Raw genomic sequence first — 24,012 nt, 5'->3', positions numbered from 1 at the left:
ACTTAAATCCCTTCGCTATCAAAGCCAAAGCAGTCCACAGCCTGACACCAAGCCCGGACAGCCCTGCCGCCCGGCACACCGGCGGCACGGATCGGGCCTGCGTTGGCGCTCACAGCAGCTTGGGCTGCGTGACCGTCACATCCAGGCTGCCATCGGCCAGCAAGGCCTTCAGGGCCGCCCCCACCGGGGCCTGGCCGACACGCGACACCACCTGCCCGCTGGGCGTGGTCAGCACGCTGTAGCCGCGCTCCAGCACGCGCTGCGGGTTCAGCAGCTCCAGCCGCAGGCCCAACTGTTCCAGGCGCTGGCGATGGCGCTGCAGCTGGCGCTGGGTTTTTTGAGAAAAATCAGCCTCTAGCGCTTGATAGGACTGCGCTTGCCGCTGCACTTTCATGAGCATCCCGTAGCGCATGCGCTGGCCCAGTTGCGACAGCCGCAGGCGTTGCTGGGCCATGTGCTGGCTGGGCCGCCCCAGGCGCTGGGTGGCCGCATCCAGCCGCTGCCCCTGCCGGTCGATGTGGCGCAGCACGGCATCCTGCAGGCGCTGCTGCACCTGGGCCAAGCCCTCCAGCCAGACCTGGCGCGGCTGCGCCACCAGCTCGGCCGCGGCGGTGGGTGTGGGCGCGCGCAGGTCGGCGCTGAAGTCGGCAATCGTGAAATCGGTTTCGTGCCCCACCCCGCTGATCACGGGCACCGGGCTCTGCACGATGGTGCGGGCCACGCGCTCGTCGTTGAAGGCCCACAGGTCTTCCATGGAGCCGCCACCGCGCACCAGCAGGATCACATCAATGGGCGGCACCCCAGCCTCCCCCTGGCGCTGTGCCAGGCCGTACAGCTGCTGCAGGGCCCGGCTGATCGACGCGGGCGCCTCCGCGCCCTGCACCAGCGAGGGCACCAGCAGCACCGGAATGTGCGGCACCCGACGGCGCAGCGCCGTCACCACATCGTGCAGCGCGGCCGCGCCGGCCGAAGTCACCAGGCCAATGCCGCGCGGCATGACTGGCAGGCGCCGCTTGCGCGCGGCGTCGAACAGCCCCTCGGCCTCCAGCTGGGCCTTGACGCGCAGGAATTGCTCGAACAGCGCGCCCTGGCCAGCACGCTGCAGGCTGTCCACGATCAGTTGCAGCTCGCCGCGCTGCTCGTACACACCCAGCTTGCCGCGCACCTCCACCAGCTCGCCATCGCGTGGCAGAAAGTCCAGCGCCGAGGCGGCACGGCGGAACATGGCGCAGCGCAGCTGCCCGGCCACGTCCTTGATGCTGAAGTAACAGTGCCCGCTGCCCGCGCGGGAAAAGCCCGTGATCTCACCGCGCACGCTCACGGGGTTGAAGCGCGCCTCCAGGCTGTCGGCAATCGCGCGGCACAGCGCCCCCACCTCCCAGACACGGGATGTGGCGGTGGCAGCGGAGGGGCGGTCAAAGAGGGACATGGGCACAAACATCCGGCGGATGCAGAAAACAACAGCCCGCCGTGGCAATCCGGTGCAGACTGGGCGGCGCAGCGAATTGCACGGAATCCACCCCTGCGATCACTGCGCGACGCAGAGGCTGCGCGATAATGCGCGGCTGCACGCACACCACATACGCACGGGAGAAAAAGTTGCTGTCGATCATACAGGCCGCTGGCTGGCCCATCTGGCCTCTTATTGCATGTTCTATCTTCGCCCTGGCCCTAGTTTTTGAGCGTTTCATATCCCTCAAGACCGCGCGCGTGGCACCACCCCAACTACTGGACGAAGCGATTGCCGTGTCCAAGGACCGCCTGCCGTCCAAGGACACCGTGCAGCAACTGGCCCAGAACAGTGCCCTGGGCGAAGTGCTGGCCAGTGGCCTGCAGCAGTTGCATGCCCACCCCCAGAGCACCGAGGACGAGCTGCGCGCTCACATGGAATCCAGCGGCCGCGCCGTGGCCCACCGCTTGGAAAAATACCTCAGCGCACTCGCCACCATCGCCTCGGCCGCCCCGCTGCTGGGCCTGCTGGGCACGGTGATCGGCATGATCGAGATTTTTGGCTCGCAGTCCGGCGCGGGCGCCATGGGCACGGGCAACCCCGGCCAACTGGCACACGGCATTTCGATCGCGCTGTACAACACCGCCTTCGGCCTGATCGTGGCCATTCCCGCCCTGATCTTCTGGCGCTACTTCCGCAGCCGCGTCGATGGCTATGTGCTGCAGTTGGAGCTGTCCAGCGAGCAGTTCGTGCGCCACCTCAACCGCCTGCGCAGCAAATAAGACAGGGCTGGCCATGGCACTGAACTTTCGCCCCCGACGCACGGAAGAGCCGGAGATCAACCTGATCCCCTTCATCGACGTGCTGCTGGTGGTGCTGATCTTCCTGATGCTGAGCACCACGTTCAGCAAGTTCACCGAAATGCAGCTGACCCTGCCCACGGCCGACGCCGAGCAGATGCGCAACCGCCCCAAGGAAGTGATCATCACCATCGCCGCCGATGGCCGCTACGCGGTCGACAAGACCGCGCTGGAGGACCGCTCGGTGGATGCCATCGCCAGTGCGCTGGCCGGTGCCGCCCCGGCGGGTGGCGAGAGCATCGTCATCATCAGCGCCGATGCGGCCGCCCCGCACCAGTCGGTGATTTCCGCCATGGAAGCCGCGCGCCGCGCGGGATTGACCCAGATCACCTTCGCCACCCAGTCCGCCGCAGCGGGCAAATAAAGCCAGGCCCGCCGCATGCCCGCACCCGCCCACCAGGGCACCCGCTCGGACCGGTTGCGCGCCATCTGGCGCCACCGCGGGCTGGCCGCCTGGGCCCTGCGGCCGCTGGCCGGCCTGTACGGTGCCCTGTCTGGCCTGCAGCGCGCGCTCTATGCCTGGGGCCTGCGCCGGGCCCAGCACCCCGGCGTGCCCGTGGTCGTGATCGGCAACGTGATTGCCGGCGGCGCGGGCAAGACCCCGGTCACCCTGGCCACCGTGGCCCACCTGCAGGCCCGCGGCCGTCGCCCCGGCATCATCTCGCGCGGCTATGGCCGCAGCACCCAGGATGTGCGCCAGGCCACCCCCGACGCGCACCCACAGGAGGTGGGCGATGAACCCCTGCTGATGGCCCGCGCCAGCGGCGTGCCGGTGTTTGTGGCGCGCCAGCGCATTGATGCGGCCCGCGCCCTGCTGGCCGCCTACCCCGACACCGACATCCTGGTCTGCGACGATGGCCTACAACACCATGCCCTGGCGCGCGACCTGGAAGTGTGCGTGTTCAACAGCGATGGCGTGGGCAACGGCTGGCTGCTGCCGGCCGGCCCGCTGCGCGAGCCCTGGCCGCGCCCGGTCAGCGCCGTGCTGCACGCGGCGGCCACGCCCCCGGCCGGCACCCCGGCCGACACCCCCTGCTTTGGCTTACAGCGCCAGCTGGCCCCGTTCGCCCTGACGCGCGACGGCCAGCGCGTGCCCCTGGCCGGCCTGCAGGGCCTGCGCCTGCACGCCCTGGCGGCCATTGCCCGCCCGGAAGACTTTTTTGCCATGCTGCGCGCACAGTCTCTGGAACTGGCGCACACCGAAGCCCTGCCCGATCACTACAATTTTGAAAGCTGGCAACGCTCGTCAGATTTAGGCTTGCAGGTGATTTGCACCGAAAAAGATGCCGTCAAGCTGTGGCCCCACGTGCCGCAGGCCCTGGCCGTGCCGCTGCACCTGCGCATCGCGCCCGGTTATTTCGACCTGCTGGACGCGCGGCTGTGCCTATCATCGACCCCATTGAACACCAACCGCTAATACGCCCATGGACCCCAAACTGCTTGAACTCCTGGTTTGCCCCGTCACCAAAGGCCCGCTGCGCTTTGACAAGGAGCGCCAGGAACTGATCTCGCACAGCGCCCGCCTGGCCTACCCGGTGCGCGACGGCATCCCGATCCTGCTGGAGAACGAAGCGCGCCCCCTGGAAGACAGCGAACTGGAAGCCTGAGCGCCGTGAGCTTCACCGTCCTGATCCCGGCCCGCCTGGCCTCCAGCCGCCTGCCCAACAAACCCCTGGCCGACATCGCCGGCCTGCCCATGGTGGTGCGCGTGGCCCTGCAGGCCCGTCAAAGTGCCGCCCAGCGCGTGGTGGTGGCCGCCGACAGCCCGCTGATTGCCGATGCCTGCGCCGCGCATGGCATTGACGCCGTGCTGACCCGTGCCGACCATCCCAGCGGCAGCGACCGCCTGGCCGAAGCCTGCACCCTGCTGGGCCTGGATGGCAACGACCTGGTCGTCAACGTCCAGGGGGACGAACCCCTGATCGACCCAGCGCTGATCGACGCCGTGGCCCAGGTGCTGGCCGGTGCACCCGGCGCCAGCATGGGCACGGCAGCCCACCCGATTGCCAGCCAGGACGACTACCTGAACCCCAACGTGGTCAAGGTGGTGTGCAACGCCCAGGGCCTGGCCAGCTATTTCAGCCGTGCCCCCATCCCTTTCCACCGCGACCAAGCCGGCACCCAGTGGTGGGATGCGCACAGCAGCTTCGCGCCGCTGCGCCACGTGGGTATATACGCATACAAGGCGGGGTTTTTGCGCAGCTTCCCGCAGCTCACGCCCGCACCCACCGAAGGCGTGGAAGCGCTGGAGCAGCTGCGGGCGCTGTGGCATGGCCACCAGATCGCCGTGCACCTGACCTTGCAGGCCCCGGGCGCTGGCGTCGACACGCCGGAAGACCTGGCGCGCGTGCGCGCCCTGCTGCAACCGTCTTGAGCCATAAATTTTCAGAAATTTCTGAAAATTGAACGAAAAATAAGAGCAGTTAGCGCATGGTTGCCAAGGCTTTGCGTGTCACTCGATTTGCAAACCGCCATCCATCCTGCGCTGACCGCTCCTGTTTTGCGGGTCGACCACATCCTGTCTTGTACAAGACATGCACGGCTTTCATAACCACCCCAGGCTTTGCACATAATCTCCAAGCATTGTCTGCCACCGCTGTCAAGCCGCACGGCCGCCGCAACCCCGGGTCTGCACCGAGGACCGTCGTGCCCGATTTGTAAGTCATCAACAAGGGCGCGCGTGCTATCCTTGACCGGATATCAGCGGTTGCCACCAGCCTTTTCCGGTTGCAGAAAAGCCGTTGCACCGCCAAGAATTTCTACATATCGAGGATCTCCATGAAACTGATTTTGTTGGGCGCACCCGGCGCCGGCAAAGGCACACAAGCCGCCTTCATCTGCCAGAAGTTCGGCATCCCCCAAATCTCCACCGGTGACATGCTGCGCGCCGCCGTCAAGGCCGGCACCCCCCTGGGTCTGCAAGCCAAGGCCGTGATGGACGCCGGCCAGCTGGTCAGCGACGACCTGATCATCAACCTGGTCAAGGAACGCATCGCCCAGCCCGACTGCGCTAACGGCTTCTTGTTTGACGGTTTCCCCCGCACCATTCCCCAGGCCGACGCCATGAAGGCCGCCGGCGTGAAGCTGGACTACGTGCTGGAAATCGACGTGCCCTTCGACGCCATCATCGAGCGCATGAGCGGCCGCCGCAGCCATCCTGCCTCGGGCCGCACCTACCACGTCAAGTTCAACCCACCCAAGGTGGAAGGCAAGGACGACGTGACCGGTGAAGACCTGGTGCAGCGCGAAGACGACAAGGAAGAAACCGTCAAGAAACGCCTGGATGTGTACAGCAGCCAGACCCGCCCCCTGGTGGACTACTACAGCAACTGGGCCAAGGCCGACGCTGCAGCCGCTCCCAAGTACCGTGCCATCAGCGGCATGGGCAGCGTGGAAGACATCACCGCCCGAGCACTGCAAGCCCTGTCTTCCTGATCAGGCTACTGCTGCGGAGTACGCTCCGCACGCGCAAAAAAAGGCTGGTGGCAACACCAGCCTTTTTTTTGCCCGAAAGCCCTGGCGGTCCATCATCCGGATGGATAGCAGTCAACGCGCACCCGCATGGCCCCAGAAGCCTCCGAGACCTAGGCTTGGCGCGCCGCATGGAGCAATTCCAGCATCAGACTGATGCGGGCCTTGAGCGGGCTCAACGGGCTGACCAGCGGATCCTCCTCGCCCTGCGCCTGCACGATCTGCCCCTGCTCACAGCGCGTGCTGCGCCAGACCCGCACCCCGCGGTCTTGTGCGCGCTGCAAGGCCTGCTGCAGCGCCTGGTGCACCGAACCATTGCCCGTGCAGGCCACCACCAACCCCTGCACCCCGGCCGCCACCAGGGCATCCACCGCCGCCGGGCGCGCGCCTGCCGTGCTGGTCACAATTTCCACCCAGGGCCAGGCGTCGGCCACCGGCCACTCCGTCCATTCAGCGGCACACGACAAGGTGGCCTCGCTACCGCCCGCCCAGCGCACGCGCCCTTCTTCCACCCACCCCGCAGGCCCGGCCTCGCCAGAGGTGAAAGCATGCACACGGTAGGGGTGGGCCTTGTGCACCTGCTGCGCACTGTGCACCTCCCCGGACGCCACCGCCCACACCCCGGCCCGGCCCTGCGCCGTGCAAGCCAACGCATCGCGCAGATTGGCGGGCCCATCGGCGGACAAGGCCGTGGCCGGGCGCATGGCGCAGGTCAGCACCACCGGCTTGGCCGGTTGCAGGACGCACTGCAGAAACCAGGCTGTCTCCTCCAAGGTGTCCGTGCCATGCGTGATCACCACACCAGCCACCTCAGGCTGCAGCAACCAGCGCTGGCAGGCCTGGGCCAGCTGCAGCCACACGGTGACATCCATGTCCTTGCTGTCCAGTTGCGCCACCTGCTCCAGCTCCAGGGACCACCCCTGGGGCACTGCCTGGTCCGCAATCGGCTGTAGCAGCTGCGCAACGCCCAGTTGCCCCGCCTGGTAGCCCACGCCACCGCCCTGCGCATCCCCCAGGCCCGCAATCGTGCCCCCCGTTCCCAAGATAGCAATTTTTCTGCCTTCAGACACTTGCGGCCCTCACAAAACTGGTTAAAAATACAGGTACTGGATAAAACATCAGTTATCCGTACAAGGACTGGCATGGAGCACACACCCCTCACCCCACGGCAACAGCAAATTCTGGATCTTATCCAGGACGCGATTGCCCGCACCGGCGCACCGCCCACCCGGGCTGAAATTGCGCGCACCCTGGGCTTTCGCTCCGCCAACGCAGCCGAGGAGCACCTCAAGGCCCTGGCGCGCAAGGGCGTGTTGGAACTGGTCAGTGGGACCTCGCGCGGCATCCGCCTCGTCAGCGACGCCGTGCGCCACATCAATGCCGCCCGGGGCACGCACTTCGACCTGCCCATGACCGCCATGCAACCCCTGTTGCTGCCCCTCGTCGGGCGTGTGGCCGCCGGTTCACCCATTCTGGCGCAAGAGCACATCGACCAAAGCTTCGCCGTGGAAAGCAGCATGTTCCCCACCAAGCCGGACTACCTGCTGCGGGTGCGCGGCATGTCCATGCGCGATGCGGGCATCCTGGATGGCGACTTGCTGGCCGTGCAATCCACACGCGATGCACGCAACGGCCAGATCGTGGTGGCGCGCCTGGGTGACGAAGTGACCGTCAAGCGCCTGCGCAAATCGGCAAACGGCATTGAGCTGCTGCCTGAAAACCCGGACTACCCCGTCATCCAGGTCGGCGAAGAAGACAACTTCGCCATCGAAGGGCTGGCGGTCGGGTTGATCCGCAACAGCCTCCTGCTCTAAAACCACCCACCGCCCAGTGCTTCTTCGGATGCTTATGCTGCCTTTCGAGAGCGGCAGGGACAGCCATCGCCTGTAATTGACTGCAACCACCCCAAGGAATCGACCATGACCACGCTGCACTGTGAACTGCCTTTGCCCAGATCCACCTGCCGCCCCCGGGTGGCCAGTAACCAGGACCAGTTTCATGCGCTCACCATGCCGCTGCCGGCCAGCAGCGCCTGCCACGGCAACGTCCGCCTGATGCGCCGCCCCAAGGATACCGACAGGGCACGCTTTGCCCTGTCCGGCAAGCTGGCCGACGTCTGTGCGGCCCTGGAAGCACTGGCAGCCCAGGAGGCCCGCCACCGCTTGCGCTGCGCAGCCAACTGATGGCCATCGCCCTTGGCTGGCAATGCACGATGGAAAACGCCTGACAAGAAACATCGCCAGACCGGCCAACACAAGCTCCCACGCCCACACGAACATGTGTCATGCCTGCGCAAGCTGATGAAACTGCTGCATGACTTGCCCGGACAGGAGGACTTATGAGCCACACACCTTCTTCCACACCACGCCAACCCACCCTGCCCAGCAGCGGTGGCCTGATGGGACGCAGCTTCATTTACCGCACCGCGGAGAAAACCGACGTGCGCCTGACCTGGGCGCGCGCCAAGGCCAACCTGCCATTGCTCAACGCACAGGTCGCCAAACTCTCCAATCCATAGCATTCGGTGCTCACCAGCTTTGGGAGATTGGCCTGTTTGCACGTCTAAGTTGGAATACAGCAAGCTGGATGCGCTGCATGCCTGCTGAAGTGCTGCGCAGTCTTGCAACAATGTGTTTGCGGCACAGATGCACCTACATAGCCACATAACATCGCGATACTACTGCCACGTACAGTTGGCAAGCACCTTTAGGGTCGCCCCTACACACTGGTGGAGCGCTCCACCCTATTGCCCATACCCAACCACTGCCGCCGCACTGGCACAGCATCAGTGTCCCGTCCTACTGCGCTATAGATTGCTGGAACACCCGCCTTGGCATAGATTGTCTGGAACGCAGCATTCGCGCCACCTAGGAGGCTGGACATGTTCAAACACCTGCTGATCCCCACCGATGGTTCCGAACTCTCGAAGGAGGCCGTGCGCTCGGGCATCCGCCTGGCGCATGAACTGGGTGCCAAGGTCACTGCCCTGTATGTGATGCCGGATTACAACGCGCTGATTTATGGTGCCGAAGCCTTACTGACCATCAACGCAGCAGAATTTGATGCACATGTGCAGAAGTACGCAGACAAAGCCTTGCACCTCGTGGAACACCTAGCGCGCGAGCAAAACGTCCCCTGCGCCACGGTCCGCACGGCTAGCGCCTCCATCTACCGTGCCATTGTCAAGCAGGCCCAGGACCTGGATTGCGACCTGATCTGCATGGCCTCCCATGGACGCAAGGGAATCAGCGAACTGTTGCTGGGCAGCGAAACCCAGAAGGTGGTAACACATTCCAGCATTCCCGTGCTGGTCCACCGCGCAGTTCCCAAAGAGCGTGAAAAAACCTAGCACCGGGCACGATCCCCGTACCGCCGATTGCACGACCTTGATGGTGTAGGCAGTGGGCCTCACCATTCCTGCAAAGCGCCCGCCCAAGTCCGCTTCACGACGACCTGGCCACGCTCGCTCAGTACATGCCGTACTGGTAGAGAAAATACAGCGCTGCCAGTGCGCCGATCACGGACAGCACAGTCATTGCACGGTACATACCCATCCTTTTGTTGCGACGCAGGTACCTTGCACCAGCTATCCATGGTCTGCGCCTTGCCTCAGAGACAGACTGAGATTCATTTTCGAGAGCATGTTGCATTGACTAAATGAGCCATAGCCCACAACTCCTAAATATTGCTCGACTGCAAACGCAGCACCCAACCGACGGGCCGGCCGCCGCTTCCTGCCAAACACAACAGCTCACTCGCCTCCCAACGCAGCAACTGGCACAGCGCATCGCTGCGCTGGCTTAGCGTCCCACCTGGGTGCACAGCATGCAACACGGTTCAGGCCGATGCTTCGGCATCTGCACGCGCGGGCCGGAAGACTTCCACCCGATTGCGCCCATGGCGCTTGGCCTGGTAGAGCATCTCGTCGCTGTGCTTGAACACCGCAAACACATCGCGTGCATCTTCCGGGTAACAGGAGATGCCCACGGAGATCGTGATCTTGCCAACCACAGGAATGTCTGTCGCTTCCACGTTTTGCCGGAGTCTTTCTGCAATCTTGGCGGCGTCCAGCTTGTGGGTGCCGGGCAGCAAGATAATGAACTCCTCCCCACCCACGCGGCAGGGCACGTCATCCACACGGCAGATGTGCGACAGAAACTGCGCCAAATGCTGCAGCACCATGTCACCGACATCATGGCCATGCGTGTCGTTGACTGTCTTGAAATAATCAATATCGATGGAAAGCACGGAAAAATCCATCTGCAGACTTTTGAATTTCTGCAGCGCAGCATCGAGACTCCTGCGATTACCGAGCCCTGTCAGCGGATCCTTGTGCAAATCCTCGCGCAGTTTCCTGATATTGCCGTGCAACAGCCCGACTCCCAGGAGCATGGCTTTCTTGAGCTCCTGGGCTTCAAAATACCAGGACTTCACATTCTGGATATTTTTCTCGGTCCCATCGTCATTCATGCGTTGCGCGCCATCGGCCAGCATGCGCAGCGGCATCGATATTTTCTTGGCAGACCACACAATCACCACAAAACACAGGATCACAGCCGGCAGCGTCTTGTAGACCACCTGCTGCATCAGATGGTCCAGCGGCGCCAGCGCGGCGCGCATGGGCCGCTGCGCGACCACCCCCCATCCGGTTTTGCGTGCAATCGCAAATCCGGTGAGCATTTCAATCCCTTCGCTGTTGGCGATGATGGACTCGCCTTCATCCCCCTGCACCAGCCTGTCGATCAGCGGATTGTTGTCGACGGTCTCACCCAGCCTGGCCGCATTCGGGTGGTAGATCAGGCGCCGGTTCTGGTCGACCACGTAGATATAAGAACCGTCCTTGTGATAATGCTCGCCCAGTAAACGGTGCAGCGCGCTCTTCTTTTTCAGATACACCGTGCCGGCGACAAACCCCAGGTAATCCCCATTCCCTGAAAAAATGGGGTGCGAAATGAAGATCAGCAAATTGCCGGCTGTCGAAACATAAGGATTGCTGATGACCGGGGCCCGTTGGCGGATCGACTCCAGCACCCCCGGGGTACTGAGTTTCAAACCGGTGATTTGCAAGGCTTCAGGAGAAGTGGCCAGCACCTCGGTGGTCACATCCACGATCAGGACCGAATTGAAACTGTCCGTCTGCAACCTGATTCGGTCGACCTCCGAGGCAAGGGTCGGTTTGTCATGCAGTTTGCCCGACAAAACAGCGGCGGAAAACATCAGCTGCTGCTGCGCAGAGCCGAGAAAGTCATCGGTCGTCTTGGCCAGCTTGTCGGCATAGACATAGTTGTTGGACAGAGATGCCTGAATCAGTTGCTGCCGTTGCACGCTGTAGGCCGCATAAAAAGCACTGACCACAATCACAAGCCCACTGACGATGGAGAGCATCAAAATAAGCTTGCGCAGATCCACAGAACAATTGTTTTTATCCAAGACAGCAACCTGAAATATCTGCAGCCCCACAGCACTGCAGCAAAACACCGAACGACTCCGGCAAAGTTTACATTCGCTGCGGCGGGACACCGGCCTCAGGGCGTACGCAAAACCTGCGCCGCCTCAACGATGCTTCAGCCCAACCGGCCATTTGTGCCTGCGCCCCGGCGAGGCACTGCCGCTTACTTGCTGCGGACCATGCAGTGGCTGCGCACCCAACGCTGCATCCAAGCTCCCAATTCAATAGCTTCTCACGCTTGTGCCATCAGCGTCACGGCCATTTTTTTGCACAAAAAGAAACCGCCCGGCATACACCGGGCGGCTGCAGAGATTGCGCCGTGGGCAACAGATGTCCACGGTGCGCTGTTGGTTGGGAGGGCCAACCTGCCTCAGACAGCCTGGGATATGTCCCAGGGATTGAGAGGCAAGCGCCCTGCCAGCTTCAGCAATTGCCCTTCTTGGCCTGACCCGGTGGACAGAAACCACCATGGCCGCCGCCAGCACCGGGGTCAATCACCACGGAGCCACTGGGTGTGTACACCGCGCAGCCACCCAGCAATGCCGCCACCAAAGTCCATCCGAGCAGTTTTTTCATATCGATGATTCAGGAGTGAGAATGGCTGCCGAGTGTAGAAGCATGCGCTGCAACAAGTCTTATCAGGGCGTAACAACAAGCTGCAACGCCCGTGGCCACGGTTCTACCAATGGTTCCATCTTTTACCGCCCCCACCGGCACACAGTGCCGAGCACGGAGTTGCTTGGACGACAATATGGGCATCAACCGGTAGAGCCGGGGCTGCAGCCGGGTCACAATCCAGGCTTGCCCTTGCCAACCAACCTGGGCCGGATATTGCTTGCAAGCCACTGGATGGTCACAGGCACGCTACCGCCACCTGAACCCCGCGTTTTGGCAAGATCGCTTAAAAGGCTTGCCGCAGACCCATTGAAGAAATCAAGCACTTAGAAAGCACGCTGAATGCTGAACATCGTCATTCTGGACGACTACCAAGACACGGTCCGCAAACTCCAATGCGCTGCCCGCCTGGACGGGTTCAACGCCAAGGTCTACACCAACACCGTCAAAGGCGTGGGTCAACTGGCCGTGCGTCTGCGCGATGCGGATGTGATTGTGCTGATTCGGGAGCGCACCCCGCTGTCTCGCCAACTGATTGAGAAACTGCCCAAGCTCAAGCTGATCGCCCAGGTCGGCAAGGCCGGCCCCCACCTGGACGTGCAGGCCTGTACCGACCATGGGATTGCCGTTGCCGAAGGCGTGGGATCACCGGTCGCCCCGGCCGAGCTGACCTGGGCACTGATCATGGCGGCCATGCGCCGACTGCCCCAGTACATCTCCAACCTCAAGCACGGTGCCTGGCAGCAATCGGGCTTCAAGGCAGCGTCCATGCCGCCCAACTTCGCCATGGGCTGTGCGCTGCGTGGCCGCACCCTGGGCATCTGGGGCTATGGCCGGATCGGCCAGTTGGTGGCAGGGTACGGCAAGGCTTTTGGCATGGCCGTTACCGTGTGGGGCAGCGAGGCATCGCGCACCAAAGCCCTGCAAGATGGCTACCAGGCCGCCGCCAGCCGGGAAGAGTTCTTCGCGCACAGCGACGTGCTGTCCCTGCATTTGCGACTGCATCCGCAGACCCAACACATCGTGCGCCGGGAAGACCTGGCGCTGATGAAGCCCACGGCACTGCTGGTGAACACCTCGCGCGCCGAATTGATCGAACCCGATGCACTGGCCAGCGCTCTGACGCAGGGCCGCCCCGGCCTGGCGGCCGTGGACGTCTTCGAGAGCGAACCGATTCTGCAAGGCCACGCACTGCTGCGCATGGAAAACTGCATCTGCACACCACACATTGGCTATGTGGAGCAGGACAGTTACGAGCTCTACTTTGGAGCTGCTTTCGACAACATCGTGCACTTCTTCCAGGGCCAGCCTGTCAACATCCTCAATCCCGAGGTGCTGAGCCAGGTCTGAAGCAAGCCTGCCTGGGCAGGCAGGCCCTCAACCCCGCGTGGCAGGTGGGTAGCGCAGGTCGGCCAGTTCCTGGGCCACGGCCTCATTCACGGCCGCGCTGACCAGCCCCTCAACCTCCTGGCGAATGGACTGGTACAGGGCCTGGGTCTGCAACTGCACCACATCGGCCAGGGCATAGCGCAAGCGCTCTTCCAGCACGCCGTCCAGGCGCTCCATCACGCGCAGCTGCAGGGTCTGCGCCAGGGCCAGTCCCTGGTCGCGCAGCGCATCCGGCATCATCGCGGTCACGCTCACTGGCGCGGGAGGCAGCGGTGCTTCGGCGACGGGCACGGGCTGCACTGGCACCCGATCAGGCACGTCCTGCGCGGGGTCTGGCAACCGGGTAGAGGGTGCCACAGCGGGCTCCACCACCTCGGTCAAGGTCGGCACAAACCGCGGAGGCTGACGGTCACTGGGCTGCATCAATTACCTTTCAACACCAGGTCGTGGCGCTCGATCGCATGGCCCGCACCCTGGTAGGCGCGCCAGCGCACACGCGCCTGGGCACGGTCCTCGTCGTCAAAGCTGGAGACCACCTCGACCACCTTGGCAAAGGCCTCGAAGCCCTGGGGCATATCCAGCCCCAGGTTCAGCAGTACTTCACGGTGGGCACTGACCTGGGCCTGCTCCACCAGCGCCACGGGCGCCAGGGCCAGCAGCTCGGCATCGTCGCCTTGCAAGGCATGCGCCAGGAACTCGTGCCCGGCGTATTTCCACAGCTTGGCGGACAGCTGGCGCAGCTGCGCCATCGGCGCCACCACGGTCACCCGCGCATCATGGCGCAAGGCCTTGCGGATGAAGCGGCAGGCGTAATCCAGCTTGTCAGGCGCATTGAAGTGGAATGCCACCTGCACCGAAGACTCGGCCATGCTCATCCAGCTTTCGCGGTCTTGGCCGGTGCTTTGCGTGGCGCCGACTTGGGCTTGGTCGTCGTCTTGACAGGCTTGGCTGCAGCCGCGCTGTCCAACAGGTACTGCACCAGCAAGGGCACCGGACGGCCAGTGGCACCCTTGGCGGCTCCCTCTTTCCAGGCCGTACCGGCAATGTCCAGGTGTGCCCAGCGCATGGTGCCCACGAAGCGCTGCAGGAACTTGGCCGCCGTGATTGATCCGCCAGCGCGGCCTGCCACGTTGCCGACATCGGCAAAATTGCTCTTCAGGCCTTCGGCGTAGTCGTCATCCAGCGGCATCTGCCAGCACAGGTCCTGGCTCTTTTCACCCGCGTGCAGCAGCGCCTGACCCAGGCTGTCTTCGTTGGCATACATGCCGGAGCGCACGCCCCCCAGCGCAATCACACACGCCCCTGTCAGGGTGGCGATGTCCACCACGGCGGCAGGCTTGAAGCGCTCTGCATAGGTCAGGGTGTCGCACAGCACCAGGCGCCCTTCGGCATCGGTGTTCAGGATTTCAATGGTCTGACCGCTCATGCTGGTCACCACATCGCCCGGTTTGATCGCGCCGCCATCGGGCATGTTTTCGCACGCAGGGATCAGGCCCACGACGTTGATCGCGGGCTTGAGCTCGGCCAAACTGCGGAAGACGCCCAGCACGCTGGCAGCACCGCACATGTCGAACTTCATCTCGTCCATGGCTGCGGCAGGCTTGAGCGAAATACCACCTGTGTCAAACGTGATGCCCTTGCCCACCAGCACCACCGGGGCCTGCGACTTGGCGGCCCCCTGGTAGGTCAGCTCGATGAACTGCAATGGCTCCTTGGAACCCTGTGCCACCGCCAGGAACGCGCCCATGCCCAGCTTGGCCACTTCTTTCGGTCCATGCACCTTGCAATCGATGTCTACATGTTTGGCCAAGTCCTTGGCAGCCTGCGCCAGCAAAGTGGGCGTGGCATGGTTGGCAGGGCGGTTGCCCCACTCCTTGGCCAGGCCCTGGCCCAAGGCCACAGCCACGGCCTGCTCGAACGCTGGGGTGGCTGCACGCTTGTCCGCGACCCCCACGGTCACCTTCTGCAAGCCCAGCGCCTTGGCCTGGGGCTTGGTCAGGGTATAGACATAGCTGGCATCGGCCACGCTGTGCACGCTGGCGCGCACCGCAGCCGGTGCATCGTCCAGTGCACTCAGGCACAACACCGCGTGCTGCACGCCCTCGGCCTTGAGCACGGCGGACACGCTGCCCAGGGCCATGCTTACATCGCGTTGGCTGCCCAAGCCGGTGCCCACCAGCAGCACCCGCCGCGCCTGCACGCCCGCAGGCTGGTAGCAGTGCAACTGCTTGCCGGCCGCATGGCTCCAGTCACCATGGCGCACCGCAGCTTCGACCAGCGCCGACAAAGGGTCTTGCGCAGGCTCAAACGCCTGGGGCACCAACAATACAAGAAGATCACACTTTGCAACGGCTGCACTGGACAGGCTCAAAGCCTTGAGTTCAAAGTTCATAATCGGTGTTTTCCTTTTGAGCCAATGTTATTCGATTCATCCATACGCAAGGAGCTGGGACGCAGCTTCGGTGCCACCCTGGTGGTGCTCATCACCGTCGTCATGACCATGATGCTGATCCGGACCCTGGGCCAGGCGACCAAGGGCACCGTCAGCCCATCCGATGTGATGCTGGTCATGGGCTTCACCGTACTCGGCCAGATGTCCACCATCCTGACGCTCAGCCTGTTTGTGGCTGTTGTCGGCACGCTGTCGCGCATGTACCGCGACAGCGAAATGGCCATCTGGTTCGCCAGCGGCCAGGGACTGGCCAGCCAGCTGCGTCCGGTGCTGCGCTTCGCGTGGCCGATTGTGGCAGTCATTGCCGTACTGGCGTTGCTGGTATGGCCATGGAGCAACCACCAGATCCAACAGCTGCGCGCCCAATTCGAGCAGCGCAGCGACATTGACCGCATCGCGCCCGGGGAGTTCCAGGAATCTTCGGACGGCACGCGCGTGATCTTCATAGACAAGGACACGGTCACCACAGAGGCTGCCAGCAACATCTTCCTGGTCGAGCAACGCCAGGGACGTGAATATGTGACCTCGGCCAAGTCCGCCCACCTGGAAACCGTGGACGGTTTGCGCAACGCCGTGCTCGAGAACGGCCAGCGCGTGGAGACTGCCCCTGCCACAGGGCAACTCAAGCTGACGCATTTTGAAGCCTACACCGTGCGCCTCGAAGACAACACACCGGCCAAGACCAGCCTGACCGCCCGTGCGCTGTCGACCCCGGAGCTGTTCCAGGCACCCAATCCCGTCAACCTGGCTGAAGCCGGCTGGCGCGCGGGCTTGCCGCTGGCAGCCTTGAACCTGCTGGTGCTGGCACTGACCATCACCATCGTCAACCCCCGCGCCGGGCAAAGCACCAGCCTGGTCGTGGCACTGCTGGCCTTCGTCGTCTACTACAACCTGATGAGCGTCGGCCAGAGCTGGACCGCCTCGGGCCGCATCGGGCTGGCCGGCTATGTGCTGGGCGTGCATGGCAGCGTCTTCGTGCTAGCGGCATTGGGGCTGGCCATCCGCCATCATCGCTGGCACCTCAAGGACCTGTGGCAACGCCGGGGAGCCACCGCATGAAGACACTGCGCAGACTGATCTACCGCGACACCGTTAGTGCCATCGGCTTTGTGGCCCTGGCGTTTCTGGCGCTGTTCTTTTTCTTTGACCTGCTCGACGAGATGGGCGATGTGGGCCGCACCGTGGGCGATACCACCTACACCGTCTGGCATGCCTTGCTGGCCGTGTCCCTGGGCATCCCGAACCATTTGTACGAACTGCTGCCGATTGCCGTGCTGATCGGCAGCATCTTTGTGATGGCCCGATTTGCGCAAAGCTCAGAGTTCACCATCATGCGCACCAGCGGCCTGGGGCCCTGGCTGGCGCTGCGCACCATGCTGCTGCTGGGCGCCTGCTTTGTGGTACTGACGGTAGCGGTCGGCGACTACATTGCGCCCGCCGCCGAGCGCATGGCCCTGGTGGCCAAGGCCAAGTACCTGGGCAAGACCTCAACCAGCGGTTCCACCGGCGCCTGGCTCAAGGAAAAAAACAACGGCAACACGCTGGCCGTCAATGTCCGTGCGGTGCGCGCCGACGGTGCCCTGCAGGGCATCCGTGTGTTCCAGTTCGATGGTCAGGGCCGCATGGTGCTGCAAATCCATGCCGACAGTGGGCAGGTGCAAAGCACTGCCACCGCCTGGGACCTGACGAATGCCCGCATCGCGCGTTTCCGCTACACGCCTGACGCCCAGGGTGCCGAAACCGCCCAGGTCACGCGCGAGCAGGCGCCCAGCCTGGAATGGCCCACCAGCATCACCAGCGAAATGCTGGTGGCCGCCGTGCACAAGCCCGATCGCATGCCGACCCTGGAGCTGTTCCAGTTCATCCAGCACCTGAAGGCCAACGACCAGTCGGCACAGAAGTACGAGATCGAATTCTGGCGCAAGGTCTTCTATCCTTTGAGCTGCCTGGTCATGGTGGTGCTGGCCCTGCCCTTTGCTTACCTGCACTTCCGCTCCGGTGGCATTGCAGGCTATGTCTTCGGCGGGGTGATGGCCGGCATCAGCTTCTTCCTGCTGAACAACGTGTTCGGCTATGCCGGCAACCTGCAGAACTGGTCGCCCATGCTGACCGCTGCCGCGCCGGGGCTGATCTACTCGATATTGTCTTTGGGGGCCTTTGCATGGCTGGTGATTCGCCGATGAGTACGCCGTCTTCACAGCGCGGTATTGTTTTCTTTGCCCATGGTTCGCGCGATCCGCAGTGGCGCCTGCCGATCGAGGCGGTGGCGCAGCAACTGCTGCTGCAGCACCCGCAGGCACGCTGCTGCACGGCCTACCTGGAACTGACCGAGCCTGACCTGCCCACGGCCGCCGCCGACCTGGTGGCCCAGGGCTGCACCCACATCACCGTGCTGCCCATGTTCCTGGGCACCGGCCGCCACGCGCGCCAGGACCTGCCGGTGCTGGTGGCCGCATTGCGAGACCAGCACCCCCAGGTGCAGTTCGAGGTGGCCACCGCCGTCGGCGAAGACGCACGCCTGACGGCCTTGCTGGCCGAGATGGCACACCAATACATTGCATAAAGCAAGACACCTTTAGACAATTACTTCATAATAATGAAAGCATCGTTGCTTTCATTCTGTTATGAACCTCCACCAATTCCGTTTCGTCCAAGAAGCTGCGCGCCGCAACCTCAACCTCACCGAGGCGGCCAAGGCCCTGCACACCTCGCAGCCCGGTGTCTCCAAGGCCATCATCGAGCTGGAAGAGGAATTGGGGGTGGACATCTTTGCCCGCCACGGCAAGCGCCTCAAGCGCATCACCGAACCCGGCCAGCATGTGCTCAAGAGCATCGAGCTGATCATGCGCGAGGTGGGCAACCTCAAGCGCATCGGCGAGCAGTTCAGCGCCCAGGACAGCGGCACGCTCAGCATTGCCACCACCCACACCCAGGCGCGCTACGTGCTACCCAAAGCCGTGGCCAAGCTGCGCGATGCCTACCCCAAGGTCACCATCAGCCTGCACCAGGCCACGCCGCACGAAGTGGCGCGCATGGTGCTGGACGAGGTGGCTGAGGTCGGCATGGCCACCGAGTCCCTGGCGGATTACCCCGATCTGGTCACCCTGCCCTGCTACGAATGGCAGCACGTGCTGGTCGTTCCCAGCGGCCACCCGCTGGCCACCAAGGAACGCATCGGCCTGGACGATCTGGCCGGTGAGCCGCTGATCACCTACCACCCCTCCTTCACCGGACGTGGCAAGGTCGATGCGGCCTTTGCGACGCGCAAGATCGAGCCGCGCATCGTGCTCGAAGCCATCGACTCCGACGTGATCAAGACCTATGTGCGCCTGGGCCTGGGCATCGGCATCGTGGCCGAGATGGCGATGCGCGACGACCTGGGCCCCGACCTGGTCTCCCGCCCCATGGGCCACCTGTTCGGCCAGAGCGTGGCGCGCGTCGCCTTCAAGCGCGGCGCCTACCTGCGCAACTTCGTCTACAAGTTTGCCGAGACCCTCAGCGACCGCCTCTCGCGCGACCTGATCCTGCGCGCCATGAGTGGCCACGTGAACGACTACGAGCTCTGATCCCTTTTCCTGAAACAGGTGCCTTGCGGGCACCTTTTTTACGCCATGACCGTGACTTCCCCCGCCCAGACCCCGGCCTTCCCCAGCAAGCTGCCCCAGGTGGGCACCACCATTTTTTCCGTCATGTCGGCCCTGGCCCAGCAGCACCAGGCCGTCAACCTGGGCCAGGGTTTCCCGGACTTCGGTTGCGACCCGGCGCTGATCGATGCCGTCACGGCCGCCATGCAGGCCGGCCACAACCAGTACCCGCCCATGCCCGGCATGCCGCAGTTGCGCGAGGCCGTGGCCGCAAAAATTGAAGCACTGCACGGCCGCCACTACGACGCCAACGCCGAAATCACCATCACCGCCGGCGCCACCCAGGCCATCCTGACAGCCATTCTGGCCACCGTGCATGCCGGCGATGAGGTCATCGTGCTGGACCCCTGCTACGACAGCTACGCCCCGAATATCGCGCTGGCCGGTGGGGTGATCGTGCGCGTGCCGCTGACCCCCATCAGCTTCCGCCCGGACTTCGCCAAGATCGCTGCGGCCATCACACCCAAGACGCGGCTGCTGATCATCAACAGCCCACACAACCCCAGCGCCACCATCTGGACCGCCGACGAAATGCGCCAGCTCGAAGCCCTGCTGGCGCCCACCAACGTGCTGCTGATCAGCGACGAGGTGTACGAGCACATGGTCTTCGACGGCGCCCAGCACGAAAGCGCCGCGCGTTTTCCCGGGCTGGCTTCGCGCGCCTTCATCGTCTCCAGCTTTGGCAAGACCTACCACGTCACGGGCTGGAAGGTGGGCACCGTGGCGGCCCCCGCCGCGCTGACGGCCGAATTCCGCAAGGTGCACCAGTTCAACGTGTTCACGGTGAACACGCCGATGCAGGTTGGCCTGGCCACCTACATGCAGAACCCGGCGCCGTACCTGGAGCTGTCCGCCTTCTACCAGCGCAAGCGCGACCTGTTCGCCCAGGGGCTTGCGCAGACGCGCCTGAAGCTGCTGCCCACCACGGGCACCTACTTCCAGTGCGTGGACATCTCCGAGGTGACGGACCTCAGCGAGTCCGACTTCTGCCAGTGGCTGGTGCGGGAAGTGGGCGTGGCCGCCATCCCGCTGTCGGCCTTCTACGGCGACGGGTTCGACCAGAAGGTGGTGCGTTTTTGCTTCGCCAAGCAAGATGCCACCTTGCTGGCCGCGCTGGAGCGCCTGCGCAAGCTCTGACACCGCCACGCCCACCTACCAGCCCCCAGCCCTGCGCGAAAGCCTGCCCCATGAAAATTGTGATCGCCCCCGACTCCTACAAGGAAAGCCTGTCCGCGCTGGAAGTCGCCACGCAGATCGAGCTGGGCTTGCTGGAGATATTTCCCGAGGCGCAGTGCCTCAAGATCCCCATGGCCGATGGCGGCGAAGGCACGGTGCAGGCCATGGTGGAAGCCACCCAGGGCCGCCGCGTGGACGTGATCGTGACCAACCCCCTGGGCGAACCCGTCATGGGCTTTTATGGCCTGTCCGGTGACGGCCACACGGCAGTGATCGAAATGGCCGCCGCCAGCGGCCTGGCCCTGGTGCCGCCCGCGCAGCGCAATCCCCTGTTGACCACCAGCTACGGCACGGGCGAGCTGATCGCCGCGGCCCTGGATGCCGGCGCGCGCCACCTGATTCTGGGGATTGGCGGCAGCGCCACCAACGACGGCGGTGCCGGCATGCTGCAGGCCCTGGGCGTGCGGCTGCTGGATGCACAGGGTGCAGAGCTGGCACGCGGCGGCGCGGCCCTGGTCCAGCTGGACAGCATCGACACCTCGGGCCTGGACGCGCGCCTGGCCACCTGCCGCATCGACGTCGCCTGCGACGTGGACAACCCGCTGACCGGCCCACGCGGTGCCTCGGCCATCTTTGGTCCACAAAAAGGTGCCACGCCGGACATGGTGGCCGCCCTGGATGCCAGCCTGCAGCACTGGGCCGCCATCCTGCGGCGTGACTTGGGGGCGGACGTGGAAGGGATTGCGGGTGCCGGTGCCGCCGGTGGCATGGGCGCTGCCCTGCTGGCCGTGCTCCAAGGCCGGTTGCGCCCCGGCTGCGAGATCATTGCCCAGGCCGTGGGCCTGGACGCCGCCGTGCGCGATGCCGACCTGGTCATCACCGGCGAGGGGCGCATCGACGAGCAGACCATCTTTGGCAAGACCCCGTTCGGGGTGGCGACCGTGGCCAAACGCTACGGCAAACCCGTGATTGGCATGGCCGGCAGCCTGGGACGCAACGCCCAGGTGGTGCACGCGCACGGCATCGATGCCATCTGCAGTGTGCTCAGCCGCCCGTGCAGCATCGAAGACGCCATCGCCGAAGCGGCCCACAACGTGCGCAGCACTGCACGCAATGTGGCCGCGCTGCTGGCCATGGGCCAGGCCTTGCGCACCTGAACGGCCCTCTGCACAAAAAAGGGAGCTGCTTGCGCGCTCCCTGGCTGGCTTTAAGCCACTTTTTACTCATAACACCCAGGTCCTGTCACCTGGCACAGACGGCCGACAGCCGTCATGTGCAGGCCTAAGGCGCAGGCGCCCACCACCTGGCCCGGCGCGGTCCGGGTGGCATGCCCTGCGGCGTCGGCATTCCAGCCATGCCGTGAAGAAGCTGACGGCGCTGGCGCCATCCGGCTTGCGGGCCTGCGGTGGCCGCCGCTGCGAACGCGCAACCATCCGCGGCCAGCCATGGGTGGCGGAATCCACAGGACAGCCGTGCGAAGGCACGAATCCGGCAAGGGAGGGCAGGCGCCACAGTTTTCGTCGATTGGCTGTGACCGTGTGCCCCCCTCAGGCCCAGGCCGCCGATGCATGGCCGTGCTGCACAAAAACGATCTACCCACCACCCACGCTATGACGATTTGCTTTGGCAACGCAAGCGTTGGGCCGCTTGAAGCCTTGGCTGCTTGCGCAGCCAAGGCCACCAGGCTTAAGCGCTCTCCAGTTGGCGATGGCCCTGGCCGGTACGGAACAGCGAAACCGCCTCCATCAAGCTGCTGGCCTGCACCCGCAGGCTGCCCGAGGCCCCGGCCATTTCCTCCACCAGGCCGGCATTTTGCTGGGTGGCCCGGTCCAGCTCCGAGACCGACACTGTCACCTCGCCAATGCCCTGGGTCTGGGCCCGCGACGCGGCACTGATTTCGCTGATCAGCGCGGCCACGCTCTTGACCTCACCCACCAGCTGCGCCATGGTCACGCCGGCTTCCTGGACCTGCTCCACGCCCTGGGCCACCTGGCCCATGCTGGTATCGATCAGTTGCTTGACTTCCTTGGCGGCCTCCGCACTGCGCTGCGCCAGCATGCGCACCTCGGCGGCCACCACGGCAAACCCACGCCCTTGTTCGCCCGCACGCGCGGCCTCGACCGCGGCATTCAGGGCCAGCAGGTTGGTCTGGAAGGCGATGCCATCGATCACGCCGATGATGCTTTCGATGCGGCGGGAACCTGCGGCAATGTCCTCCATGGTCTGGACCACGCCACCCACCACCTGGCCGCCGTGCTCGGCCGATTGGCTGGCCGTGGCCGCCAGGCTGGTGGCCTGGTGCGCATGCTCGGCGTTCTGCACCACGGTGCCATGCAGTTGCTCCATCGTGGCCGAGCTGTGCTGCAGCCGCGTGGCCTGCAGCTCCGTGCGCTGCGCCAGGTCGGTATTGCTGGAGTCGATCTGTGCCGAGCTGGCGGCAATCGTTTCGGCCGAGGTGCGCACCTGCCGCACGATCTGCGCCAGCGCCGTCTGCATTTCGGCCAGCGAAGCCAGCACGCTGCTGTGGTGCACGCCCGCGTCCAGCGTCACCTCGTTCAGCTCGCCAGCCGCCACGCGCTTGGCCACGGCCCGCAACTCGGCCGGATCCGCCCCCAGCGCCCGCATCAGGCTGCGGATGATGCGCCAAGCCAGTACGCCGGCAATCGCCAGGGCCAGGGCGCAGGCCGAGAGCAAGGCGGTCTTGGTGGAGCCATAGGCCTGCGCCGCCACCTCGACGTTGGCATCGCCCCGCTCACGGATATAGGCCACATAGGCACTGGTCTTGCGCACCAGCTCGGCCAGCAAGGGGCGGCATTCGTCCGTCAGTTTGCGGATGGCCGCCTCGCGCTGGTCCTTCAGTGCCATATCGACAATCGCCAAAGCCACGGGGCCGTACTGCCCCTCGATCTGCTCGACAGCGGCAAACAGGGCCCGTTCGTCGCTCGACACGTCCGGGGCCTGCACCAGGGTGCGCAAGCGCCCCAGGCGCTCTTGCATGCGCTCGTGGGCCTGCATCACGGCATTTTTCTCGGCCTCGATGTCGGCCGGCGCAGTCACCAGCAGCAAATTGCGGGCCGCCACGGCGCGTGCATCGGCGGCCGCCTGCAGTTCACGCGCCAGGCCGGCACGCCGAAAGTCGTTGGACACAAAATGCTCGAAACTGCCCTGGGTCACAGCAATCCCGCGCACCGCCATGCCCGATAGGCCGAAAAGAATCAGCATCAGAAGCGCAAAAGACAAGATCAGCTTGTTTTTGATTGACATTTTTTAATCTGTTTTCCAGAAATTGAATCCGTTGCACACCGACACCATCGGTGCGTCGGCCGAGCCAGCCCACTGGCCCGGCACACGCTGGCTGCGCCCCCTGGGCACCAACGCATTCCTACGCGGCACAGCCGATGGCAGTGCCATCAGCAGAACGTGGCGCCCTGTCGAGCACCTGTCGCCGTCCGTGGCCAGCGCATACAGCGCATGTCCCTCTTCCAACCCAACCCTTCACCACGCAG

General features: G+C 64.4%; 25 protein-coding genes. 17 read left to right on the top strand and 8 right to left on the bottom strand.

Annotation, left to right across the window (positions count from 1 at the left end):
- Window positions 1-109: 109 nt before the first annotated feature.
- Window positions 110-1,429 carry an exodeoxyribonuclease VII large subunit gene (xseA, locus tag FYM52_RS01645; protein WP_154162815.1) on the bottom strand — a complete coding sequence of 440 codons (1,320 nt, stop codon included), beginning with the start codon at window positions 1,427-1,429 and terminating at the stop codon, window positions 110-112.
- 170 nt (window positions 1,430-1,599) lie between these two features.
- On the opposite strand from xseA, the gene FYM52_RS01640 reads away from it, so the two are divergent.
- The 6 genes from FYM52_RS01640 to adk all read left to right on the top strand — a co-directional run bounded on the left by FYM52_RS01640 (window position 1,600) and on the right by adk (window position 5,745).
- Window positions 1,600-2,232 (top strand): MotA/TolQ/ExbB proton channel family protein, encoded by a 633-nt coding sequence (locus FYM52_RS01640; protein WP_043377801.1) that lies wholly within the window; start codon window positions 1,600-1,602, stop codon window positions 2,230-2,232.
- Between the two features lie 19 nt (window positions 2,233-2,251).
- Window positions 2,252-2,674 carry a biopolymer transporter ExbD gene (locus FYM52_RS01635; RefSeq protein WP_043378141.1) on the top strand — a complete coding sequence of 141 codons (423 nt, stop codon included), beginning with the start codon at window positions 2,252-2,254 and terminating at the stop codon, window positions 2,672-2,674.
- Window positions 2,675-2,689: 15 nt separating this feature from the next.
- On the top strand, window positions 2,690-3,727 hold the full coding sequence (gene lpxK, locus FYM52_RS01630) for a tetraacyldisaccharide 4'-kinase (protein ID WP_154162814.1): 1,038 nt from the start codon (window positions 2,690-2,692) through the stop codon (window positions 3,725-3,727).
- A 7-nt stretch (window positions 3,728-3,734) separates the two neighbouring features.
- Window positions 3,735-3,917 carry a Trm112 family protein gene (locus tag FYM52_RS01625; RefSeq protein ID WP_042418233.1) on the top strand — a complete coding sequence of 61 codons (183 nt, stop codon included), beginning with the start codon at window positions 3,735-3,737 and terminating at the stop codon, window positions 3,915-3,917.
- A gap of 5 nt (window positions 3,918-3,922) precedes the next feature.
- Window positions 3,923-4,684 (top strand): 3-deoxy-manno-octulosonate cytidylyltransferase, encoded by a 762-nt coding sequence (gene kdsB / locus FYM52_RS01620; protein WP_179954917.1) that lies wholly within the window; start codon window positions 3,923-3,925, stop codon window positions 4,682-4,684.
- A gap of 404 nt (window positions 4,685-5,088) precedes the next feature.
- Window positions 5,089-5,745, top strand: a complete 657-nt coding sequence (adk, locus tag FYM52_RS01615) for an adenylate kinase (protein ID WP_042418237.1) — start codon at window positions 5,089-5,091, stop codon at window positions 5,743-5,745.
- A 149-nt stretch (window positions 5,746-5,894) separates the two neighbouring features.
- On the opposite strand, the gene FYM52_RS01610 is transcribed toward adk, so the two are convergent.
- Window positions 5,895-6,851, bottom strand: a complete 957-nt coding sequence (locus FYM52_RS01610) for an asparaginase (RefSeq protein WP_162524614.1) — start codon at window positions 6,849-6,851, stop codon at window positions 5,895-5,897.
- A 72-nt stretch (window positions 6,852-6,923) separates the two neighbouring features.
- Here FYM52_RS01610 and lexA point away from each other — a divergent pair, with 72 nt between their 5' ends.
- From lexA to FYM52_RS01590, 4 genes are all read left to right on the top strand, one after another.
- The gene (gene lexA / locus FYM52_RS01605) at window positions 6,924-7,595 is read left to right on the top strand and encodes a transcriptional repressor LexA (RefSeq protein ID WP_154162811.1); all 672 of its coding nucleotides are present in this window, start codon (window positions 6,924-6,926) and stop codon (window positions 7,593-7,595) included.
- 105 nt (window positions 7,596-7,700) lie between these two features.
- On the top strand, window positions 7,701-7,964 hold the full coding sequence (locus FYM52_RS01600) for a hypothetical protein (protein ID WP_154162810.1): 264 nt from the start codon (window positions 7,701-7,703) through the stop codon (window positions 7,962-7,964).
- Window positions 7,965-8,119: 155 nt separating this feature from the next.
- Window positions 8,120-8,299 (top strand): hypothetical protein, encoded by a 180-nt coding sequence (locus FYM52_RS01595; protein ID WP_042418249.1) that lies wholly within the window; start codon window positions 8,120-8,122, stop codon window positions 8,297-8,299.
- 363 nt (window positions 8,300-8,662) lie between these two features.
- Window positions 8,663-9,130 (top strand): universal stress protein, encoded by a 468-nt coding sequence (locus tag FYM52_RS01590; protein WP_154162809.1) that lies wholly within the window; start codon window positions 8,663-8,665, stop codon window positions 9,128-9,130.
- Window positions 9,131-9,618: 488 nt separating this feature from the next.
- Here FYM52_RS01590 and FYM52_RS01585 read toward each other — a convergent pair whose 3' ends face one another.
- Window positions 9,619-11,211 (bottom strand): sensor domain-containing diguanylate cyclase, encoded by a 1,593-nt coding sequence (locus FYM52_RS01585; protein ID WP_238826067.1) that lies wholly within the window; start codon window positions 11,209-11,211, stop codon window positions 9,619-9,621.
- 442 nt (window positions 11,212-11,653) lie between these two features.
- Window positions 11,654-11,806 carry a hypothetical protein gene (locus FYM52_RS18710; RefSeq protein ID WP_162858916.1) on the bottom strand — a complete coding sequence of 51 codons (153 nt, stop codon included), beginning with the start codon at window positions 11,804-11,806 and terminating at the stop codon, window positions 11,654-11,656.
- Window positions 11,807-12,190: 384 nt separating this feature from the next.
- Between FYM52_RS18710 and FYM52_RS01580 the strand changes: the two genes are divergently transcribed.
- Complete coding sequence (locus FYM52_RS01580; RefSeq protein WP_042417880.1) at window positions 12,191-13,195, top strand: D-2-hydroxyacid dehydrogenase family protein; 1,005 nt, start codon at window positions 12,191-12,193, stop codon at window positions 13,193-13,195.
- A 27-nt stretch (window positions 13,196-13,222) separates the two neighbouring features.
- Here the strand turns inward: FYM52_RS01580 and FYM52_RS01575 are convergent, their stop codons facing one another.
- From FYM52_RS01575 to FYM52_RS01565, 3 genes are all read right to left on the bottom strand, one after another.
- Window positions 13,223-13,591: a hypothetical protein gene (locus tag FYM52_RS01575; protein WP_270152399.1), complete on the bottom strand. Its 369-nt coding sequence runs from the start codon at window positions 13,589-13,591 to the stop codon at window positions 13,223-13,225.
- A gap of 65 nt (window positions 13,592-13,656) precedes the next feature.
- Complete coding sequence (locus tag FYM52_RS01570) at window positions 13,657-14,103, bottom strand: DNA polymerase III subunit chi (RefSeq protein ID WP_154162807.1); 447 nt, start codon at window positions 14,101-14,103, stop codon at window positions 13,657-13,659.
- A 2-nt stretch (window positions 14,104-14,105) separates the two neighbouring features.
- Entirely contained in the window at window positions 14,106-15,626 is a 1,521-nt protein-coding gene (locus FYM52_RS01565; protein ID WP_154162806.1) for a leucyl aminopeptidase, read from the bottom strand.
- Window positions 15,627-15,650: 24 nt separating this feature from the next.
- On the opposite strand from FYM52_RS01565, the gene lptF reads away from it, so the two are divergent.
- The 6 genes from lptF to FYM52_RS01535 all read left to right on the top strand — a co-directional run bounded on the left by lptF (window position 15,651) and on the right by FYM52_RS01535 (window position 21,663).
- Window positions 15,651-16,745: an LPS export ABC transporter permease LptF gene (gene lptF, locus FYM52_RS01560; RefSeq protein ID WP_154162805.1), complete on the top strand. Its 1,095-nt coding sequence runs from the start codon at window positions 15,651-15,653 to the stop codon at window positions 16,743-16,745.
- Window positions 16,742-17,869, top strand: a complete 1,128-nt coding sequence (gene lptG, locus FYM52_RS01555; protein ID WP_154162804.1) for an LPS export ABC transporter permease LptG — start codon at window positions 16,742-16,744, stop codon at window positions 17,867-17,869. The genes lptF and lptG overlap by 4 nt, the downstream gene beginning before the upstream one ends.
- Complete coding sequence (locus FYM52_RS01550; protein WP_238826066.1) at window positions 17,866-18,249, top strand: sirohydrochlorin chelatase; 384 nt, start codon at window positions 17,866-17,868, stop codon at window positions 18,247-18,249. The genes lptG and FYM52_RS01550 overlap by 4 nt, the downstream gene beginning before the upstream one ends.
- Window positions 18,250-18,310: 61 nt before the next feature.
- The gene (locus tag FYM52_RS01545) at window positions 18,311-19,252 is read left to right on the top strand and encodes a CysB family HTH-type transcriptional regulator (RefSeq protein WP_154162802.1); all 942 of its coding nucleotides are present in this window, start codon (window positions 18,311-18,313) and stop codon (window positions 19,250-19,252) included.
- 45 nt (window positions 19,253-19,297) lie between these two features.
- A complete protein-coding gene (locus FYM52_RS01540) occupies window positions 19,298-20,467 on the top strand; it encodes a pyridoxal phosphate-dependent aminotransferase (protein ID WP_154162801.1) in 1,170 nt (389 codons plus the stop codon).
- A 50-nt stretch (window positions 20,468-20,517) separates the two neighbouring features.
- A complete protein-coding gene (locus tag FYM52_RS01535) occupies window positions 20,518-21,663 on the top strand; it encodes a glycerate kinase (RefSeq protein WP_154162800.1) in 1,146 nt (381 codons plus the stop codon).
- Window positions 21,664-22,192: 529 nt separating this feature from the next.
- Here FYM52_RS01535 and FYM52_RS01530 read toward each other — a convergent pair.
- Window positions 22,193-23,770, bottom strand: a complete 1,578-nt coding sequence (locus FYM52_RS01530; RefSeq protein WP_154162799.1) for a methyl-accepting chemotaxis protein — start codon at window positions 23,768-23,770, stop codon at window positions 22,193-22,195.
- Window positions 23,771-24,012 lie beyond the last annotated feature (242 nt).

The organism is Comamonas sp. CAH-2 (assembly GCF_009668305.1).
GTDB lineage: Bacteria > Pseudomonadota > Gammaproteobacteria > Burkholderiales > Burkholderiaceae_C > Comamonas > Comamonas aquatica.
Note: the sequence above shows the minus strand (reverse complement) of the source record. Positions and strands in the feature narration are given on the sequence as shown.

Coding starts and splice junctions, on each gene's coding strand:
- xseA (WP_154162815.1), bottom strand. CDS start 1,429: ATGTCCCTCTTTGACCGCCCCTCCGCTGCCACCGCCACATCCCGTGTC.
- lpxK (WP_154162814.1), top strand. CDS start 2,690: ATGCCCGCACCCGCCCACCAGGGCACCCGCTCGGACCGGTTGCGCGCC.
- FYM52_RS01625 (WP_042418233.1), top strand. CDS start 3,735: ATGGACCCCAAACTGCTTGAACTCCTGGTTTGCCCCGTCACCAAAGGC.
- adk (WP_042418237.1), top strand. CDS start 5,089: ATGAAACTGATTTTGTTGGGCGCACCCGGCGCCGGCAAAGGCACACAA.
- lexA (WP_154162811.1), top strand. CDS start 6,924: ATGGAGCACACACCCCTCACCCCACGGCAACAGCAAATTCTGGATCTT.
- FYM52_RS01600 (WP_154162810.1), top strand. CDS start 7,701: ATGACCACGCTGCACTGTGAACTGCCTTTGCCCAGATCCACCTGCCGC.
- FYM52_RS01595 (WP_042418249.1), top strand. CDS start 8,120: ATGAGCCACACACCTTCTTCCACACCACGCCAACCCACCCTGCCCAGC.
- FYM52_RS01590 (WP_154162809.1), top strand. CDS start 8,663: ATGTTCAAACACCTGCTGATCCCCACCGATGGTTCCGAACTCTCGAAG.
- FYM52_RS18710 (WP_162858916.1), bottom strand. CDS start 11,806: ATGAAAAAACTGCTCGGATGGACTTTGGTGGCGGCATTGCTGGGTGGC.
- FYM52_RS01570 (WP_154162807.1), bottom strand. CDS start 14,103: ATGGCCGAGTCTTCGGTGCAGGTGGCATTCCACTTCAATGCGCCTGAC.
- FYM52_RS01565 (WP_154162806.1), bottom strand. CDS start 15,626: ATGAACTTTGAACTCAAGGCTTTGAGCCTGTCCAGTGCAGCCGTTGCA.
- lptF (WP_154162805.1), top strand. CDS start 15,651: ATGTTATTCGATTCATCCATACGCAAGGAGCTGGGACGCAGCTTCGGT.
- lptG (WP_154162804.1), top strand. CDS start 16,742: ATGAAGACACTGCGCAGACTGATCTACCGCGACACCGTTAGTGCCATC.
- FYM52_RS01550 (WP_238826066.1), top strand. CDS start 17,866: ATGAGTACGCCGTCTTCACAGCGCGGTATTGTTTTCTTTGCCCATGGT.
- FYM52_RS01545 (WP_154162802.1), top strand. CDS start 18,311: ATGAACCTCCACCAATTCCGTTTCGTCCAAGAAGCTGCGCGCCGCAAC.
- FYM52_RS01540 (WP_154162801.1), top strand. CDS start 19,298: ATGACCGTGACTTCCCCCGCCCAGACCCCGGCCTTCCCCAGCAAGCTG.
- FYM52_RS01535 (WP_154162800.1), top strand. CDS start 20,518: ATGAAAATTGTGATCGCCCCCGACTCCTACAAGGAAAGCCTGTCCGCG.
- FYM52_RS01530 (WP_154162799.1), bottom strand. CDS start 23,770: ATGTCAATCAAAAACAAGCTGATCTTGTCTTTTGCGCTTCTGATGCTG.